This window comes from Solidesulfovibrio sp. (assembly GCF_029978005.1).
In the GTDB taxonomy this organism is placed as follows: domain Bacteria; phylum Desulfobacterota; class Desulfovibrionia; order Desulfovibrionales; family Desulfovibrionaceae; genus Solidesulfovibrio.
Genome location: NZ_JARKOZ010000078.1, coordinates 1 through 16,152 on the forward strand (window position 1 = coordinate 1; position 16,152 = coordinate 16,152).

Annotated in this window: 14 protein-coding genes; 9 read left to right on the forward strand and 5 right to left on the reverse strand. The window is 67.9% G+C overall.

Translation table 11 applies throughout. The features are described from left to right. The 5 genes from Q1K70_RS09145 to Q1K70_RS09165 form a co-directional block, all read right to left on the reverse strand. Positions 1 to 135: P-II family nitrogen regulator (locus Q1K70_RS09145; protein ID WP_300158116.1), on the reverse strand; the 135-nt coding region annotated here is incomplete at its 3' end. 10 nt (positions 136 to 145) lie between these two features. Continuing rightward, entirely contained in the window at positions 146 to 475 is a 330-nt protein-coding gene (locus Q1K70_RS09150; RefSeq protein WP_029458714.1) for a P-II family nitrogen regulator, read from the reverse strand. Between the two features lie 57 nt (positions 476 to 532). After that, positions 533 to 1,324 carry a nitrogenase iron protein gene (gene nifH, locus Q1K70_RS09155; RefSeq protein ID WP_300158118.1) on the reverse strand — a complete coding sequence of 264 codons (792 nt, stop codon included), beginning with the start codon at positions 1,322 to 1,324 and terminating at the stop codon, positions 533 to 535. 262 nt (positions 1,325 to 1,586) lie between these two features. Further along, positions 1,587 to 2,996 carry an HD domain-containing phosphohydrolase gene (locus tag Q1K70_RS09160; RefSeq protein ID WP_300158083.1) on the reverse strand — a complete coding sequence of 470 codons (1,410 nt, stop codon included), beginning with the start codon at positions 2,994 to 2,996 and terminating at the stop codon, positions 1,587 to 1,589. Position 2,997: 1 nt separating this feature from the next. Beyond that, on the reverse strand, positions 2,998 to 3,363 hold the full coding sequence (locus Q1K70_RS09165; protein ID WP_300158086.1) for a response regulator: 366 nt from the start codon (positions 3,361 to 3,363) through the stop codon (positions 2,998 to 3,000). A 221-nt stretch (positions 3,364 to 3,584) separates the two neighbouring features. Between Q1K70_RS09165 and ftsH the strand changes: the two genes are divergently transcribed. The 9 genes from ftsH to Q1K70_RS09210 form a co-directional block, all read left to right on the forward strand. After that, the gene (ftsH, locus tag Q1K70_RS09170; protein WP_300158089.1) at positions 3,585 to 5,609 is read left to right on the forward strand and encodes an ATP-dependent zinc metalloprotease FtsH; all 2,025 of its coding nucleotides are present in this window, start codon (positions 3,585 to 3,587) and stop codon (positions 5,607 to 5,609) included. Beyond that, entirely contained in the window at positions 5,599 to 6,450 is an 852-nt protein-coding gene (folP, locus tag Q1K70_RS09175) for a dihydropteroate synthase (protein ID WP_300158092.1), read from the forward strand. Before ftsH ends, folP begins: the two co-directional genes overlap by 11 nt. A 132-nt stretch (positions 6,451 to 6,582) precedes the next feature. Then, entirely contained in the window at positions 6,583 to 7,353 is a 771-nt protein-coding gene (gene cdaA, locus Q1K70_RS09180) for a diadenylate cyclase CdaA (protein ID WP_300158096.1), read from the forward strand. Continuing rightward, positions 7,350 to 8,246, forward strand: coding sequence for a CdaR family protein (locus Q1K70_RS09185; protein WP_300158099.1), 897 nt, complete (start codon positions 7,350 to 7,352; stop codon positions 8,244 to 8,246). Before cdaA ends, Q1K70_RS09185 begins: the two co-directional genes overlap by 4 nt. Positions 8,247 to 8,277: 31 nt before the next feature. Beyond that, positions 8,278 to 9,630 (forward strand): phosphoglucosamine mutase, encoded by a 1,353-nt coding sequence (gene glmM / locus Q1K70_RS09190; RefSeq protein ID WP_300158102.1) that lies wholly within the window; start codon positions 8,278 to 8,280, stop codon positions 9,628 to 9,630. A gap of 197 nt (positions 9,631 to 9,827) precedes the next feature. After that, positions 9,828 to 10,700 carry a UTP--glucose-1-phosphate uridylyltransferase GalU gene (galU, locus tag Q1K70_RS09195; protein ID WP_300158105.1) on the forward strand — a complete coding sequence of 291 codons (873 nt, stop codon included), beginning with the start codon at positions 9,828 to 9,830 and terminating at the stop codon, positions 10,698 to 10,700. Between the two features lie 81 nt (positions 10,701 to 10,781). Further along, a complete protein-coding gene (gene priA, locus Q1K70_RS09200) occupies positions 10,782 to 13,172 on the forward strand; it encodes a primosomal protein N' (RefSeq protein ID WP_300158108.1) in 2,391 nt (796 codons plus the stop codon). A 20-nt stretch (positions 13,173 to 13,192) separates the two neighbouring features. After that, a complete protein-coding gene (locus tag Q1K70_RS09205; protein WP_300158111.1) occupies positions 13,193 to 14,296 on the forward strand; it encodes a hypothetical protein in 1,104 nt (367 codons plus the stop codon). 63 nt (positions 14,297 to 14,359) lie between these two features. Continuing rightward, positions 14,360 to 16,152, forward strand: a 1,793-nt coding sequence (locus Q1K70_RS09210; protein ID WP_300158113.1) for a PAS domain S-box protein, incomplete at its 3' end; no start/stop codon positions are given.

Below are 16,152 nucleotides of genomic sequence, written 5' to 3' on the forward strand. Positions count from 1 at the left end.
CACCGCCTGGTTGACCAGGCCCTTGCCGCGGCCGTAGCCCTCGCGGGCCACGAAGGCCGGGATGCCGGCGTCGGCGAGGGCCTTCTGGGTCTGGTTCATCTTGTTCATGCGGATGACCGCCATGATCTCCTTCATGATGCCCCTCCTAGGATTCCTTCACGCCGGAGGAGATTGTGTACATCTCGTCCACGGGGCTGATGAAGATTTTGCCGTCGCCGAAGGCGCCCTTGGCGCCGGTGCGCGCGCTTTCCATGATCGTCTTGACCACGAATTCCTTGTCCTTGTCGTCCACGACGCAGATCAGCATGACTTTGGGGATCTCGTCGTACTGGATCTCGCCGATCTTGATGCCGCGCTGCTTGCCGCGACCGGCGACGTTGAACTTGGTCACGGCCGGGAAGCCGGCGTCCATCAGGGCTGCCAGGACGTCATCGCATTTCTCGGGACGAACGATGGCTCTCACCATGGTCTGCATGTCGAAGCTCCTTAAAGTCGTGTGCGCAATGGCGGTGGAAGGTTGCGGGGGGCGAGCCTAGTTGGAGATGCCGAAGTCGATGAGCAACTTTTCCAGGGTGTTGATCTCGATCGGCTTGGGAATGACGAACATGTCGTTGGCGTCGATCTTTTTCGCCAGGGCGCGGTATTCGTCGGCCTGCGGGTGCTCGGGCGAGTAGTCGATGACGGTCTTGCGGTTGATCTCGGCGCGCTGCACCTGGTTTTCACGCGGCATGAAGTGGATCATCTGGGTGCCGAGCTGCCGGCACAGCTCCTCAATCATTTCCTTTTCCTGGTCGACCTTGCGGCTGTTGCAGATGATGCCGCCGAGGCGCACGCCGCCGGTGTCGGCGTACTTCACGATGCCCTTGCAGATGTTGTTGGCCGCGTACATGGCCATCATCTCGCCGGAGCAGACGATGTAGATCTCTTCGGCCTTGCCGTCGCGGATGGGCATGGCGAAGCCGCCGCACACGACGTCGCCGAGGACGTCGTAGAAGACGTAGTCGAGGTGCTTGTCCTCTTCGTAGGCGCCGAGCTGCTCGAGGAGGTTGATGGAAGTGATGATGCCGCGGCCGGCGCAGCCGACGCCGGGCTCGGGGCCGCCGGACTCGGTGCACATGGTGCCGCCGTAGCCTTCCTTGAGGATGTCGTCGAGATCGACGTCTTCGCCTTCCTCGCGCAAGGTGTCGAGAACGGTCTTCTGGGCCAGACCGTGCAGGAGCAGGCGGGTGGAGTCGGCCTTGGGATCGCAGCCCACGACCATGACCTTCTTGCCCATTTCCGCCAGGCCCGCGACCGTGTTCTGGGTGGTGGTGGTCTTGCCGATGCCGCCCTAGCCGTAGATAGCGATCTTGCGCATTTTGTAATGCCTCCTGCTGCAAAAGTAAGATGGTACCCTCCTTGGCAAGAGTCATGCCACGCTGGGGAAGTCGTGATGCAGTTCATATAATATACTGAATTAAAAGAATTAAATAGAAAACGTAAGCCGGAAGGGAGACGCCCTTCAAGGGCTTGAAACAAAATTGTCGCTTTATCAGCGACAAAATTGTTCGACAAGGCGGCGTGTCGGAAAAAAGCGCGGGAGGGCGTCAGTACCGGACCACGCCTTCGCCGATCACGGCTCGGGCGGCCGCCACGGCGGCGGGGTCGAAGGACGTGCCGCAGCCCTCCACCAGGACCTCGAAGGCGGAGGCGACCCCGAGGGCCGGACGGTAGGGACGATGGGAGGCCATGGCGTCCAGCACGTCGGCCACGGCCAGGATGCGGGCCTCCACGCCCATGTCCGCGGCGCCGATGCCTCGGGGATAGCCCGTGCCGTCGAGCCGCTCGTGGTGGCTCCAGACGATTTCGGCCACGGGCCAGGGAAAGTCGATCTCCTTGAGGATCTCGTAGCCGGCCTGGGCGTGCTGGCGCATGAACTCCCACTCGAGCCCCACCAGCCGGCCGGGCTTGCACAGGTAGCGCACCGGCACTACGATCTTGCCGATGTCGTGGAGCTGGCCGGCCACGCCGATGCCGGCCGCGGCGTCCTCGGACAGGCCCATGACCCGGGCCATGGCCGCGGCCAGCCGGGCCACGTTGTCCTGATGGGCGGCGGTGTAGGGGTCGCGGAAACGGACGGTCTTGGACAGGGCGGTCACGGTTTCGTGAAAAAGGCGCCGCGTGCGCGAGAGGCTGGCGCGCAGTTGCTCCTGGGAGCGGCGGCGCTCGGTGACGTCCACCATGGAGCCCTCGACGAGCACCGTCCGGCCCTGGCCGTCGCGCACGGCCCGGGCATGGATGGAGGCCCAGATGACCTCGCCGTCGCCCCGGCGCAGCGCGACCTCCAGGCCCCGCACGACATCCTCGGACTCCAGGGCGCGCAGCAGGGCCTCGTGGTCGCCCGGGTCGGGGAACAGGCGCAGGGCGGCCTGCGGGTCCTCGGTCAGGGCTTCGGCGGAAGGGAAGGCCAGCATGCGGCGCAGGGCGTCGTTGACCGTGACGAAGCGCCCGGTCGGCGTCATCTGGAAGAGCCCCTCCACGGCGTGCTCGAAGATGGCCCGGTACTTCTCCTCGGCTTCGCTGAGGGCCCAACTGGTGCTCTTCTCGGCCGTGACGTCGCGCAGGTAGCCGAAATAATAGAGCTCGCCGGCGGGGGACGTGATCCGGCGGGCCGACTCCTCCACCCATAAGACGAAGCCGTCCCGGCCGATGGCCTGGTACTGGCGGCCCGTGACGAAGCCCGCCAGGGCCAGGTCGGCCAGCATGCCCAAACGGATGTCCGCGTCGAGGTAGTGCTGCTCGGCGACGCCGGTCATGGCCGCGAGAAAATCCTCTGGCGCGTCGTAGCCGAAAAGCTGGGCCATGGCCTTGTTGACTTCGAGGAAGGTTCCGTCCTCGCTGCGCAGGTACACGGCCAGGGGCGCGTCGTGGAAGAGCACGGCCGCGGCGTCCATGGAGACGAGGCCGGCGTCGCCGTCGGCCGGCGCGAGAAGGCGGGGCGGAGCGTCGCGGCCCATGTCAGGCGAGGTAGCGTCGCACCAGGGCCACGAGGCTCCCCGGGTCGAAGGGCTTGACGATCCAGCCGGTCGCGCCGGCGGCCACGGCGCGCTGGCGCATGTCGCGCTGGGATTCGGTGGTCAGGACGATGACCGGCGTGAACCTGGTCTCGGCCCGGCAGCGCAGCTGGCCCAGGAGCTCGAGCCCGCCCATGCCGGGCATGTTGATGTCGGTGATGACCATGTCCACGCCGCCTGCGACCTTGTCCAGGGCGTCCGCGCCGTCCACGGCCTCGACGATGTCGTAGCCGGCCTTGGCCAGGGCCTTGGACACGAGCGACCGCACGCTTTGGGCGTCGTCCACGGTCAAAATGCGCTTCGGCGACATCGCCACTCCTTGCCGGGTGCTTTCGCAACGCTTATTGTTTCCGACAATATGAAGCATCGCAATCCTTGGCAAGCCTTGCCCGAGGTTTTCCGGACGCCCCACGGACGGCTGCGGGCCGCCGTCCTGTCGCGTGGACAGGTCCGGCGGGCCTGTGGTATGGCCTTAACCCCTACACCACGCGGGCCTCTCCCATCCCCGCCCGTCCCCTGGAGGACCCCAGTTTGAACAGTTTCGCGAAAAATCTCATGCTTTGGGCGGCCATCTCCCTGGTCATGGTCGTCTTGTTCAATCTGTTCAACCAGCCGCAGACGCAAAGCGCCAAGCTTTCCTATTCCGACTTCATGCAGAAGGTGAACGCCGGAGACGTGGTCTCCGTGAAGATCCAGGGACCGAAGATTTCCGGCGTGACCACCGGCGGCGGCAAGTTCCTGACCTATGCCCCCGAGGACCCCACCCTCGTTTCCACCCTCATGCAGAAAAAGATCGAGGTCATGGCCGAGCCGGACGAGGAATCGCCCTGGTACATGACGCTGCTCGTGTCCTGGTTCCCCATGCTGCTGCTCGTCGGCGTGTGGATCTTCTTCATGCGCCAGATGCAAAACGGCGGCGGACGGGCCATGAATTTCGGCCGCTCGAGGGCGCGGATGATCACCCAGGAGTCCACCCGGGTCACGTTCGAGGACGTGGCCGGCGTGGACGAGGCCAAGGAGGAGCTCACCGAGGTGGTGCAGTTCCTGTCCGACCCCAAGAAGTTCACCCGCCTGGGCGGGCGCATCCCCAAGGGCGTGCTGCTCGTGGGTTCGCCCGGCACGGGCAAGACCCTGCTCGCCCGGGCCGTGGCCGGCGAGGCCGGAGTGCCCTTTTTCTCCATCTCCGGCTCGGACTTCGTGGAGATGTTCGTGGGCGTGGGCGCGGCGCGCGTGCGGGATCTCTTCATGCAGGGCAAAAAAAACGCCCCCTGCCTGATCTTCATCGACGAGATCGACGCCGTGGGCCGCCAGCGCGGCGCGGGCCTCGGCGGCGGCCACGACGAGCGCGAGCAGACCCTGAACCAGCTGCTCGTCGAGATGGACGGCTTCGAATCCAACGAGGGCGTCATCCTCATCGCCGCCACCAACCGTCCCGACGTCCTGGACCCGGCGCTTCTGCGCCCCGGCCGCTTCGACCGCCAGGTCGTGGTGCCCACCCCCGACGTGCGCGGCCGCCGGCGCATCCTCGAGGTCCACTCCCGCCGCTCGCCGCTGTCCCCGGACGTCAACCTCGACGTCCTGGCCCGGGGCACGCCGGGCTTTTCCGGGGCCGACCTGGAAAACCTCGTCAACGAGGCCGCCTTGCAGGCCGCCAAGATCAACAAGGATCGGGTGGACATGGCCGACTTCGAGCACGCCAAGGACAAGGTGCTCATGGGCAAGGAGCGCAGAAGCCTCATCCTCACCGACGAGGAGAAGCGCACCACCGCCTACCACGAGGCCGGCCACGCGCTGGTCGCCCGCAAGCTCCCCGGCACCGACCCCGTGCACAAGGTCTCCATCATCCCGCGCGGCATGGCCCTTGGCATCACCATGCAGCTGCCCACCGACGACCGGCACAACTACTCCCGCGACTTCCTGCAAAACAACCTGGCCGTGCTCATGGGCGGCCGCGTGGCCGAGGAACTCGTGCTCAACCAGATGACCACCGGCGCGGGCAACGACATCGAAAGGGCCACCAACATGGCCCGCAAGATGGTCTGCTCCTGGGGCATGAGCGAGGTGCTGGGCCCGCTTTCCTACGGCGAGCGCGACAACGAGATCTTCCTCGGCAAGGACCTCGTGCACCACAAGAACTTCAGCGAGGAGACCTCGCGCCAGATCGACGCCGAGGTGCGCAAGATCGTGGAATCGGCCTACCGCCGGGCCCGCGTCATCCTGGAGGCCGAGCGCGACGCCCTGGAGGCCGTGGCCCGCGCCCTGCTCGAGCGCGAGACCATCTCCGGCGACGACGTCGACCGGCTGATCCGCGGGGAAACGCTCCCCCCGCCCGAAACCCCGGCCGCGACCACGGGAGCGGCGACCGGGGCGAGCGAAGCCGCCGCGCCGGGCAGCATGCCCGGCAGCGCTTCTGGCGTCGCCACGGCGGCCGCTTCGGCCGGCCAACCGGCTCCCGGCCAGACGACGACCCAGGAAACGGGCCAGTCCCCTGACGAATTCACCCTGGAGCCCGACGACGAGGCCAAAAACACCGGGGACGGCGGACATGGCAAATAGCCCGGCCGCCGTCTGGCGGCTCGGGCGCGGCCTGTCTCTCGACTGCGGCCCTTGCCGCATCGCCGGCATCATAAACGCCACCCCCGACTCCTTCTACGACGGCGGCCGCCACGCGGATGCGGCCGCCGCCGTGGCCCACGGCCTGTCCCTGGCCCGGGACGGGGCGGACATGCTCGACGTGGGAGGCGAATCCACCCGGCCCGGGGCCGCGCCCGTGCCCCTCGAAGAAGAGTTGCGCCGGGTCGTGCCCGTGGTGGAAGGCCTGGTCGCGGCCCTGCCCGGGCTGCCCGTGGCCGTGGACACCTTCAAGGCCGGCTGCGCCGCCGCCGCCATCGCGGCCGGGGCCGTGGCGGTCAACGACGTCTCGGCCTGCGCCTTCGATTCCGGGCTCCTCGACGTCGTGGCCCAACTCAAGCCCGGCTACGTGCTCATGCACAGCCTCGGCCGGCCGGCCACCATGCAGGACGATCCCCGCTACGGCGACGTGGTGGAGGACATTCTGGCCTTTTTCGAAGAGAAGCTGGCCATGCTCTCGCGCGCCGGCCTGCCCGAGGACCGGGTGGTCCTGGACCCGGGCATCGGCTTCGGCAAGCGCACGGAGCACAACCTCGAGATCCTGCGCCGCCTGGACCGGTTTCTTATCCTCGGCCGGCCGCTCTACCTGGGAATCTCCAACAAATCCGTGTTCGGAAAGGTGCTTGGGCTCACCGTCGAGCAGCGGGGCATGGCCACGGCCGTGCTTTCCGCCCTCAGCGCCGGACGCGGCGCGCGCATCCACCGGGTGCACGACGTGGCGGGCGTTTCCGCAGCCCTGCGCCTGGCCGCTGCCGTCGCCGCCTAGCGTCGCCTTGCCCGGGGGACAGGCGGCTGGTATTGAGGGAAGAACAAGTATTTTCGCTGTATTGCTCTCGGAATTCGCAGGCATGGATTCCGGGAGACCGACACGAGACGCCCAAGGAACGCCCCGGCCGCCATGACGCTCGCTTTTCTCGACAATCTGCGCATCACCTGGGTCGAGGTCCTGGACATCGCCCTGGTGACCTTCATCTTCTACCGGGGGCTCCTGCTCATCCACGGCACCCGGGCCGTGTCCGTGCTCCACGGCTTCCTGCTCATCTGCATCCTCTATTATCTGTCCGGGGAATTCGGCCTCAACACCCTGCACTGGCTTCTGACCAACTTCCTCGGCTCGGTCTTTCTGGTGCTCATCATCCTGTTCCAGGCCGACATCCGCAAGGCGCTCTCCAGCGTGGGGGCCTGGGGGTTCTTCCGCACCAATCGCCGCGAGGCCATGAACGAGGCGGCTCTTGACGAGTGCATCCTGGCCGTGTTCCAGATGGCCCGCACGCGCACCGGGGCGCTGATCGTGTTCGAGCGCCGGGTGCCGCTCGGCGACTGGATCGCGCGCGGGGTCGAGCTTTCGGCCCGCATGAGCAAGGAACTGCTCGGCACCATCTTTTTTCCCGATACGCCGCTGCACGACGGCGCGGTCATCGTGCAGGGCGAGACCGTGGCCGCCGCCGGCTGCATCCTGCCGCTCGTCGCCGGCGTGCCGCTGGACGCGTCGCTGGGCACCCGCCACCGGGCGGCGCTCGGCATCACCGAGGAGACCGACGCCCTGGCCGTGGTCGTGTCCGAGGAGCGGGGCGTGGTGTCCGTGGCCGACGGCGGCAAGCTCATCTCCCCGGTGGACGAGCGCACGCTCAAGAACATGCTCTGGAACCTCTTTTCCAAACGCTCATGAGACCCAACTGGCAATACCTGCTGCTCGCCTTCGCCATGGCCCTTTTCTGCTGGTACCTGACCACGGGCCGGGAGAAGGTGGACACGTGGATGCCCATGCGCGTGGAGATGACCGGCGCGCCCGAGGGACTCTACATCAAAAACGGGCTCATCGGCACGGTGGACGTGCTCGTGCGCGGACCCAAGGGCGTGGCGCGCAAGATCGAGGAGCGCCAGCTCGTCTACAACCTCGACCTCGGCAAGATCGCCCCCGGCAAGAACCGCATCCAGTTCGAGGCGAAGAACATCCCCCTGCCCAAGGTCTACGAGGTGGTGGAAATCCGCCCCTCGCGCCTGGACCTCGACGTGGAGCAACGCGCCGTCAAGACCGTGCCGGTGCGCGTGGTGACCCGGCCCACGTCCGAGGCCGGCTACAGCGTCTCGGGCGTGCGGGCCGTGCCCGAGACGGTGCGCGTCTCCGGGCCGGCCGCCCGGATAGACGCCCTGACCGAGGTGCGCACCCAGTCCTTGGCCCTGCCGTCGAACCCGCCGGCGCGCTTCGACGAGCAGGTGACCCTGGACCTGCCCGAGGACGTGGACGCCTCGCCGACGTCGGTGCGGGTGTCCATGAGCCTGGCCGCCAAGGAGTCGGAGGTGACGTTGCGCGCCCCCCTGGCCCTGACGCGGCCCAAGGGCCGCACGGCCGAGGTCAGCCCGGACGTGGTGACGCTGCGGATCAAGGGCCCGGCCGCCGTGCTGTCGGACAAGGATTTTCCCAGGCTGGTCGAGGCGTCCCTGGAGTTGAAGCCGGATATCGAACCGGGTAAATATGTCGCCTCGTACCGGGTGAAGATGCCCCAGGGCTGCGAGCTCATCGAGGCCAAGCCCGACAAGGTCAGCCTCGTCGTGAAGTAGCCGGCCGGCCGCGCCGGTTCATGGAGAACGCATGGAAAAAAGGCTTTTCGGAACGGATGGGTTGCGGGGGCGGGTCAACGACTACCCCATGACCCCGGAAATCGTCATGCGCCTGGGACTGGCCGCCGGCCAGGTGCTGCGAAACGGCGGCCGCCGCCACAAGGTGCTCATCGGCAAGGACACCCGCCTTTCGGGCTACATCTACGAATACGCGCTGACCTCGGGTTTTTGCGCCGCCGGCATGGACGTCATCCTGGTCGGCCCGCTGCCCACGCCCGCCATCTCCTTCCTCACCCGCGACATGCGCGTGGACGTGGGCGTGGTGATCTCTGCCTCACACAACCCCTTCACGGACAACGGCATCAAATTTTTCGACCACATGGGCTTCAAGCTCCCCGACGCCGTGGAGGCCAGGATCGCCGACCTGGTCGAGGGCCGCGGCCAGGAGTGGGACATGCCGGCTCCCGAGGAGGTCGGGCGCGCCTCCAAGATCCAGGACAGCACGGGCCGCTACATCGTGTTCCTGAAAAACACCGTGCCGCTGGACGTCAGCTTCGACGGCATGAAGATCGCGCTGGACTGCGCCAACGGCGCGGCCTTCCGCGTCGCTCCCCTGGTCTTCGAAGAGCTCGGGGCCAAGGTCTACAAGATGGGCGTGGACCCCGACGGCACCAACATCAACCGGGGCGTGGGCTCGCTTTATCCCGATCTCGTGGCCCAAAAGGTGGTGGAGACCGGGGCGGACATCGGCATCGCCCTGGACGGGGATGCCGACCGGGTCATCGTGTCCGACGAAAAGGGCCGTATCCTCGACGGCGACCAGATCATGGCCATCTGCGCCCTGGACCTGCTGGAAAACGGCCAGCTGCCGGGAAACCTCCTGGTGGCCACGGTCATGAGCAACATGGCGCTCGAGGTCTTCATGGCCTCGCGCGGCGGCAGGCTTATGCGCACGCCCGTCGGCGACCGTTACGTGGTCGAGGCCATGCGCGCCCAGGGCGCGGTGCTCGGCGGCGAGCAGTCCGGCCACCTGATTTTTCTCAACCACAGCACCACCGGCGACGGCACCCTGGCCGCGCTCCAGCTCATGCGCATCATGGCCCGGCGGGGCAAGCCGCTGTCCGAGTTGGCCACGCTGCTTAGTCCGTTTCCGCAAAAGCTCGTCAACGTGCCCGTGGCCCGCAAGATCCCGTTCAGCCAGGCCCCGGCCATCGAAAGGGCCACGGCCGAGGCCGAGCGGCTCCTGGCCGGCCGGGGGCGGGTGCTTCTGCGCTATTCCGGCACGGAATCCCTGGCCCGGGTCATGGTCGAGGCCGAGGATCCGGTCATGGTCGAGCGCCTGTGCCAGGACCTCGCCGAGACCGTGGCCGAGGCCCTGCGCTGAGCGGTTCCTTGACCAAACGCCTTTTGGTGCTGGACTTGTTTGTGCAAAGGATTTAACGTCGGTTGGTGATGCGTGAGCCGCCCGGAGAGGCGGCCTGCATCGACGGGAAGGTCAAAAACGCGGACGGTCGGACCCACGAGCGCGGTCCGCCGGCGCCGATCCATACAGGGCAGTGCGCGCATCTCAAGGAGAAGAGCATGGAAATCAAGAAGGTGGTCATTCCCGTCGCCGGATGGGGTACGCGGTCCTTGCCGGCCACGAAGAACATCCCCAAGGAAATGCTGCCCGTCTACAACAAGCCCGTGGTCCAGTACGTGGTCGAGGAAGCCCAGGCCTCGGGACTGCAGGACGTCGTCTTCGTCACCAACCGCAACAAGACCATCATCGAAGACCACTTCGACTACAACTTGACCCTGGAAGACCTGCTTGAGCGCACCGGCAAGAAGGACATGCTCAAGATGGTGCGGGAAGTGGCCGAGATGGTCAACATCATCTCCGTGCGCCAGAAAAAACAGCTCGGCCTCGGCCACGCCGTGCTGTGCGCCCGCGAGGTCTGCAAGAACGATCCCTTCGCCGTCATGGTCGGCGACGACCTCATGTTCAGCATGGAGCCCGGCATCAAGCAGCTCCTGTCCGTGGCCATGGCCGAGCACATGCCGGTCATCGGCGTCATGGAAGTGCCGCCCCAGATGGTCTCGCGCTACGGCATCATCGAGGGCGAGGAGTTCGCCCCGGGCATGTACCGCGTGCGCAACCTCGTGGAAAAGCCCAAGGTCAACGAGGCCCCCTCGCGCCTGGCCATCGTCGGCCGCTACGTGCTGTTCCCGGACATCTTCTACCACCTGGAGAAGGTCACTCCCGGGCACGGCGGCGAGATCCAGCTCACCGACGCCCTCAAGGGGCTGGCCGGCAACAACCGCCTGCTCGCGGTCAAGATCCAGGGCCAGCGCTTCGACGCCGGCGACTGGGTCGACTACCTCACGGCCAACATCTACTTCGCCCTGCACGACGAGAGCCTGCGCGAGTCGCTGGTGCCGCGTCTGCGCGAATTGTTGCCCTTTGGGGAATAGGTCCGCCACCGGGGCCGAGGCCCTCGCGCGCCGCATCGATTTTCGCCCGGGAGGCGCGCCTCCCGGGCGTTTTTTTGCGCCATGAGCCACGTCATCGCCGTCGCCCTGACCTCCCCGCCCTACGCAGTCCTGTCCTACGTTGTGCCGCCGGGGTTCGCGCCGGAGGATTTTCCCCCGGGGCTTTGCCTGCTCGCGCCCATGGGCGCGAGCCTGCGGGCCGGCCTGGTCTGGGAGTCCGCAGGCGCGCCGCCTGCGGGCGTGACCCTGCGTCCGGCCCTTTTTCCCCTGGAGCGGGAGCCCGCCTGCGACGCCGCCTACCTCGACCTCGTGAAGAACCTGGCCAGCCGCCACCTGGCCGCGCCGGGCCGCATCCTGGCCACGCTCTTGCCGCGCGGCATGCGCACTTCCCAGGTGGAATTCGTGGTGGACGAGGGCGGGCTGCCAAGGCGTCTTGCGGCCAGGACCCTGGCCAGGCTTGCGGAAGCGGAGCGGGCGGCCCTGGCCGAGGCCTGGCGACGGGGCCTGGTGCGCTGCCGGCTGGCCGGGGAGCAGGCCGATCCCTTGTGCTTCCTGGCCGCCGATCCGCCCTGGCCGGTGCGTCCCGGCGCGGCCAGGCAGCTGGCCGTCCTGGACGCGCTGTGCGACGCCGGCCCCATGCTTCTTTCCGACCTCAAGAAAAGATGCGGTGACGGCACGCTGCCCATCCTGCGCCGGCTGTGCGCCCTGGACCTGGTGCGCCTGGAGGCCGGGGGAGGGGAGGTGGAGCCGCCCGAAGATGACGCCGAGGCTGGCCGGGCCGGCCTTGCCGCCATGCCGCCCCTGACCGGCGAGCAGGAGGCGGCCCTGGCCGCCCTGGCCCCGGTCCTCGACGCCCCGGACGGCGCGGCCAGGCTCGTCTTCGGCGTCACCGGCAGCGGCAAGACGCGGCTTTACATGGAGCTTGTCGCCCGGACCCTGGCCCGGGGCAAACGGGCGCTGCTGCTCGCGCCGGAAGTGGCCCTGGCCGCCAAGCTGCACAGAGCTGCGGCGCGGGCCTTTCCCGGGCAGTCCCCCATGCTCTACCACGGCTACCAGCCCCCGGCCGCGCGCGAGGCCGCCTTCCGCCGCGCCGCCGGCCCGGACGCGCCCATGCTCGTGGCGGGCACGCGCTCGGCCCTGTTTTTGCCCCTTCGCGACATCGGGCTCATCGTGCTCGACGAGGAGCACGACGGGGCCTTCAAGCAGGAGGACCGACTGCCCTACCAGGCCAAGGAAGTGGCCTTCTTCCGGGCCGGCAAGGCCGGGGCGCTGCTCGTGCTCGGCTCGGCCACGCCCGACGTCAAGACCTTCCACGCCGCCAGGGAAGGGCACGTGCCCATGGTGCGCCTGTCGCACCGGGTGGGGGCGGGCGGCATGCCGGCCGTCGAAATCGTGGACATGCGCGTCGCGCCCAAGCTCACGGCCGTCTCCGGCCGGCGCGAAACCGGCGACCGCACGGGCGTGCTCACGGACGCCGCCGCCGCCGCCCTGGCCGAGACCGTGGCCGGCGGGGACCAGGCCATGATCCTGCTCAACCGCCGGGGCTACGCGCCGCTGCTTTTCTGCCGCGACTGCGAGACGCCCGTGCGCTGCCCCCAGTGCGAGCTTTCGCTGACCTACCACAAGGACCGGGAGCGGCTGGTGTGCCACTACTGCGGCTACGCCAGGCCCCATCCCTCGCCGTGCCCGTCCTGCGGCGGGGCGGACTTCCTGCCCATGGGCGTGGGCGCGGAGATGCTGGAGGAGCAGCTGGCCGGCGTGCTGCCCGCCGGCGCGGCCGTGGCCCGCCTGGACCGCGACGTGGCCCGCCGCCCCGAGCGGGCCGAGGCCGTGCTGGCCGACTTCGCCGCCGGACGGGCCAGGGTGCTGGTCGGCACGCAGATGCTTTCCAAGGGGCACCATTTCCCGGACGTGACCCTGGTCGTGGCCGCCGACGCCGACCTGGGCCGGGCATTGCCCGACTACCGGGCCTCGGAGCGCGCCTTCCAGCTCCTCACCCAGCTGGCCGGCCGGGCCGGCCGGGGCGGTCGGCCGGGGAGGGTGCTCATCCAGACGCGCACGCCTGGCGACCCGTTCTTTTCCCACGTCGTCGCCGGGGATTTCGAGGGTTTTTTCGAGGAGGAGCTTTCCCGCAGGCGGCGCTTGTGTTATCCGCCATTTACGAGATTGGGCTTGGCGCGCCTGAGCTTTCCCCGCGACTACGAGGAAGGCTACGCCGTGGTCACCGCCGTGGGCCAGGCCATGCGGACGGCCGCCGCGCCGCTCGGAGTGCGGGTGCTGGGACCGGCCCCGGCCCCGCTGGCCCTGGTCGCCGGGCGCAGGCGTTTTCACTGTCTGTTCAAGTCCCCGGACTGGCCGGCGGTGCGCCGGGTGTTCGCCGCCGGCCGCGAGGCGCTGCCCGGTTCGGGGAAAGTGCGACTGACCCTGGATTTGGATCCGGTGGACATGCTCTGACCGCAACCCCTGGAGGGAACATGGCCGCAGCCTTCGTCAACGACGACGCGATGCTGCTTCGGGAAGTGGAACGGGCGACGCGGGAACGCCGCCTGGCCGGGCTCGAAGGGCTCGTGGGGGGGCTCGCCGCCGTGGTGGTCGACGTGGTCCCGCAGGACCTCCTGCCCGCGGTCGGCGAACTGCTCGCCGCCACGGCGCTTAGGCACGAGGCCTCCCTGGACGATCCTCTGACCGGGGACGGCGGGCCGTGCCTGTGGCTGCGCGACGGCCTGGGTGCGGACTTCCTGGTCAAGAGCCGCCCGGCCGGCCCCGATCCCTTCGCGCCCTACAACGCCGGAGCCAAGACCGGGCCCGGCCGGGCCGGCCGCTTGGAAACCTTTGTTTACGTTTGCGGCGACCTCGACCGGTACGTCGCCGTGCAGCGCGGGCGCGGCGTGGCCTTCATGACCGAAACGCCCGCCCAGACCGACGCCTTTTCCTTCATCCAGACCGCGCCCTCGGTCCACACGGGCAATTCCCTGGGGTTCATCGAGTGGAAGGGCCGCCCCGGAACCTTCGCCCACGCCAAGAGCCGCCCCCTGGACCTGACGCCGCCGCCCAAGCCCGACCGGCCCTGGCTGGCCGACATCGGCGGCCTCGACCACGTGGCCACCCGGGTGCGGGCCGGAAACCGCGATGCGGCCATCGCCGAATTCATCTCCCTGACCGGCTACCATTTCGATTTCGCCGTGTACGTGGAGTCGCTCAATTCCATCACCAGCGTGGCCCGGCTCGGCCCCGGCGAATACGCGCAAGTCTTCACCTCGGGCATCTCGCCCCTGGACGGGGCCGACGGCGACGCCGGGCCCACGGAGCGCTTCATCGCCAATTACGGCACGCGGCCCCACCACGCCGCCTTCGCCGCCCGGGGCATCGAGAAGGTCGTGGAGGGGCTTGCCTCCGACGGCGTGGGGTTTCTGTCCGAGCTCGTGGGATCGCGCCAGGAAGGACTCAAACAGATATTTTCCGCGATGTCGCCCCGAACGCTCCTCGTCAACGAATACATCGAGCGTTACGACGGCTTCGACGGATTCTTCACCAAGAGCAACGTGACGCATCTGACCAGGGCCACGGAAAAGCAATAGGCGCTTGGGAAAGCCGGCCGTCGCGTCGGTCCGACGATGGATACGGAAAGGCGAGGGTGGAGAATGATGCTGCTGAGGGAAACGAACGAGAGAAAGGGTCTGGTCAGTCTCCATCCTCTGCGGATCGCCCTGTGCTACGCCGGCGTCGGCTTGCTGTGGATCTTTTTTTCCGATCGGCTGGCGGACTCCCTGTTCCGGGACGCCCCGGACACGCTGCTGCACGTTTCTTCCTACAAGGGGATCGGGTTCGTCCTCGTCACGGCGGGCCTGCTGCACCTGCTGCTTCACCGCCATGTGCGGGCCTATCGCCGCAAGGCCGACGAACTGCGGGAGAGCCTGGCGCACAACGACCTGGTGGTGGGAAACGCGCCCGACGCCATCGTGATCCACGACGGCGACGTCTTTCTCTTCGTCAACGACGAGGCGGTGAGGCTTTTCGGCGCGGCCTCGGCGGCGGACATCGTCGGCCGTAAGGTGCTCGACTTCGTGCATCCGGATTCCAGGGATTCCGTCGCGCAGCGCATGCGGCTGTCCATCGAGGGCAAGCAGGCGACGCGGCTCAAGGAGCAGCAATACCTTCGCCTGGACGGGACGACCATCGAAGTCGAGGTGTCCGGCGTGCCGCTCGCCTTCGGAGAGCGCCCGGCGGGCCTGGCCTTCGTGCGCGACATCGGCCCGCGCCGGGCGGCCGAGCGCAGCCTCCGCGAGAGCGAGGCCAAGTACCGGCTGCTCGCGGACAACGCTCACGACGTCATCTTCACCTTCGACGCGCATTGGCGTCCCACGTTCATCAGTCCTTCGGTGCGTCGGCTGCGCGGGGTGAGCGTGGAAGAGGCCATGTGTGAGACCTTCGAGGAGATGCTGACGCCGGAGTCCGCCGCGCGGGCGCGCCAGGCGGCCGCCGACATGGAGAGACAGGCCGCTTCCAACAAGGGCGCGGTGGTGACCCTGGAGCTGGAGCTTCGGCGCAAGGACGGCGGGACGGTCTGGGTGGAGTGTGTGGTCCGCGCCCTGCACGGCTCCACGGGGACGTTCGCCGGCATCCTGGGCGTCGGCCGGGACATCACGCAGCGGCGGCGCATCGAGGCCGACCTGCGCCGTTCCCGCGAATTCCTGGGTATGATCCTCGAATCCATCCCGGATCCGGTTTTCGTCAAGGACAGCGACCACCGGTTCGTCATGGTCAACGGCGCGCTGTGCGCCATGCTGGGATGCCCCGCGCCGGAGATCGTCGGCAGGACCGACCATGAGTTCGTCAACCCAGACGAGGCCGACGTGTTCGTGGCCCGCGACAATCTGGTGCTCCAGACCGGTAGGGAGGACCTCTACGAGGAGCGCCTCACGGACAACCTCGGCGTGGCCCATGTGCTGGTCACGCGCAAGGGGCTCTTCGTCGACGCCACGGGCGCGCGCTTCATCGTCGGCGTCATCCGCGACGTCACCGAGGACAAGGCCAAGGAGCAGCGCCTGCGCGATTCCCTGCTGGAAAAGGAAGTGCTGCTCAAGGAAGTGCATCACCGGGTCAAGAACAACCTGCAGGTCATCTCGAGCCTGCTGTTCCTGCAAAAAGAGACCATCGAGGATCCGGGCATCCAGGGACTCTTCGAAGAGAGCCGCAACCGCATCGCCTCCATGGCGCTCATCCACGAGGAGCTCTACCGCTCCGGCGACTTGGCCCGGGTGGATCTCAAGGAGTACCTGGAGCGCTTCATCCCCAAGCTGGTGCAGTCCCTGCGCGGCGAGAAAAGCATCGGCTTTTCCCTGGAACTGGCCGAATGCCGCGTGCCCGTGGACAAGGCCATCCCCTTCGGGCTCATCGTCAACGAACTGGTGACCAACGCCGTCAAGCACGCCTT

Bases quoted from the DNA above. Each gene is read 5' to 3' on its own strand.
- Q1K70_RS09165 (WP_300158086.1), bottom strand. From the start codon at position 3,363: ATGTCGCCGAAGCGCATTTTGACCGTGGACGACGCCCAAAGCGTGCGG.
- folP (WP_300158092.1), top strand. From the start codon at position 5,599: ATGGCAAATAGCCCGGCCGCCGTCTGGCGGCTCGGGCGCGGCCTGTCT.
- Q1K70_RS09185 (WP_300158099.1), top strand. From the start codon at position 7,350: ATGAGACCCAACTGGCAATACCTGCTGCTCGCCTTCGCCATGGCCCTT.
- Q1K70_RS09205 (WP_300158111.1), top strand. From the start codon at position 13,193: ATGGCCGCAGCCTTCGTCAACGACGACGCGATGCTGCTTCGGGAAGTG.
- Q1K70_RS09150 (WP_029458714.1), bottom strand. From the start codon at position 475: ATGCAGACCATGGTGAGAGCCATCGTTCGTCCCGAGAAATGCGATGAC.
- galU (WP_300158105.1), top strand. From the start codon at position 9,828: ATGGAAATCAAGAAGGTGGTCATTCCCGTCGCCGGATGGGGTACGCGG.
- priA (WP_300158108.1), top strand. From the start codon at position 10,782: ATGAGCCACGTCATCGCCGTCGCCCTGACCTCCCCGCCCTACGCAGTC.
- glmM (WP_300158102.1), top strand. From the start codon at position 8,278: ATGGAAAAAAGGCTTTTCGGAACGGATGGGTTGCGGGGGCGGGTCAAC.
- Q1K70_RS09160 (WP_300158083.1), bottom strand. From the start codon at position 2,996: ATGGGCCGCGACGCTCCGCCCCGCCTTCTCGCGCCGGCCGACGGCGAC.
- cdaA (WP_300158096.1), top strand. From the start codon at position 6,583: ATGACGCTCGCTTTTCTCGACAATCTGCGCATCACCTGGGTCGAGGTC.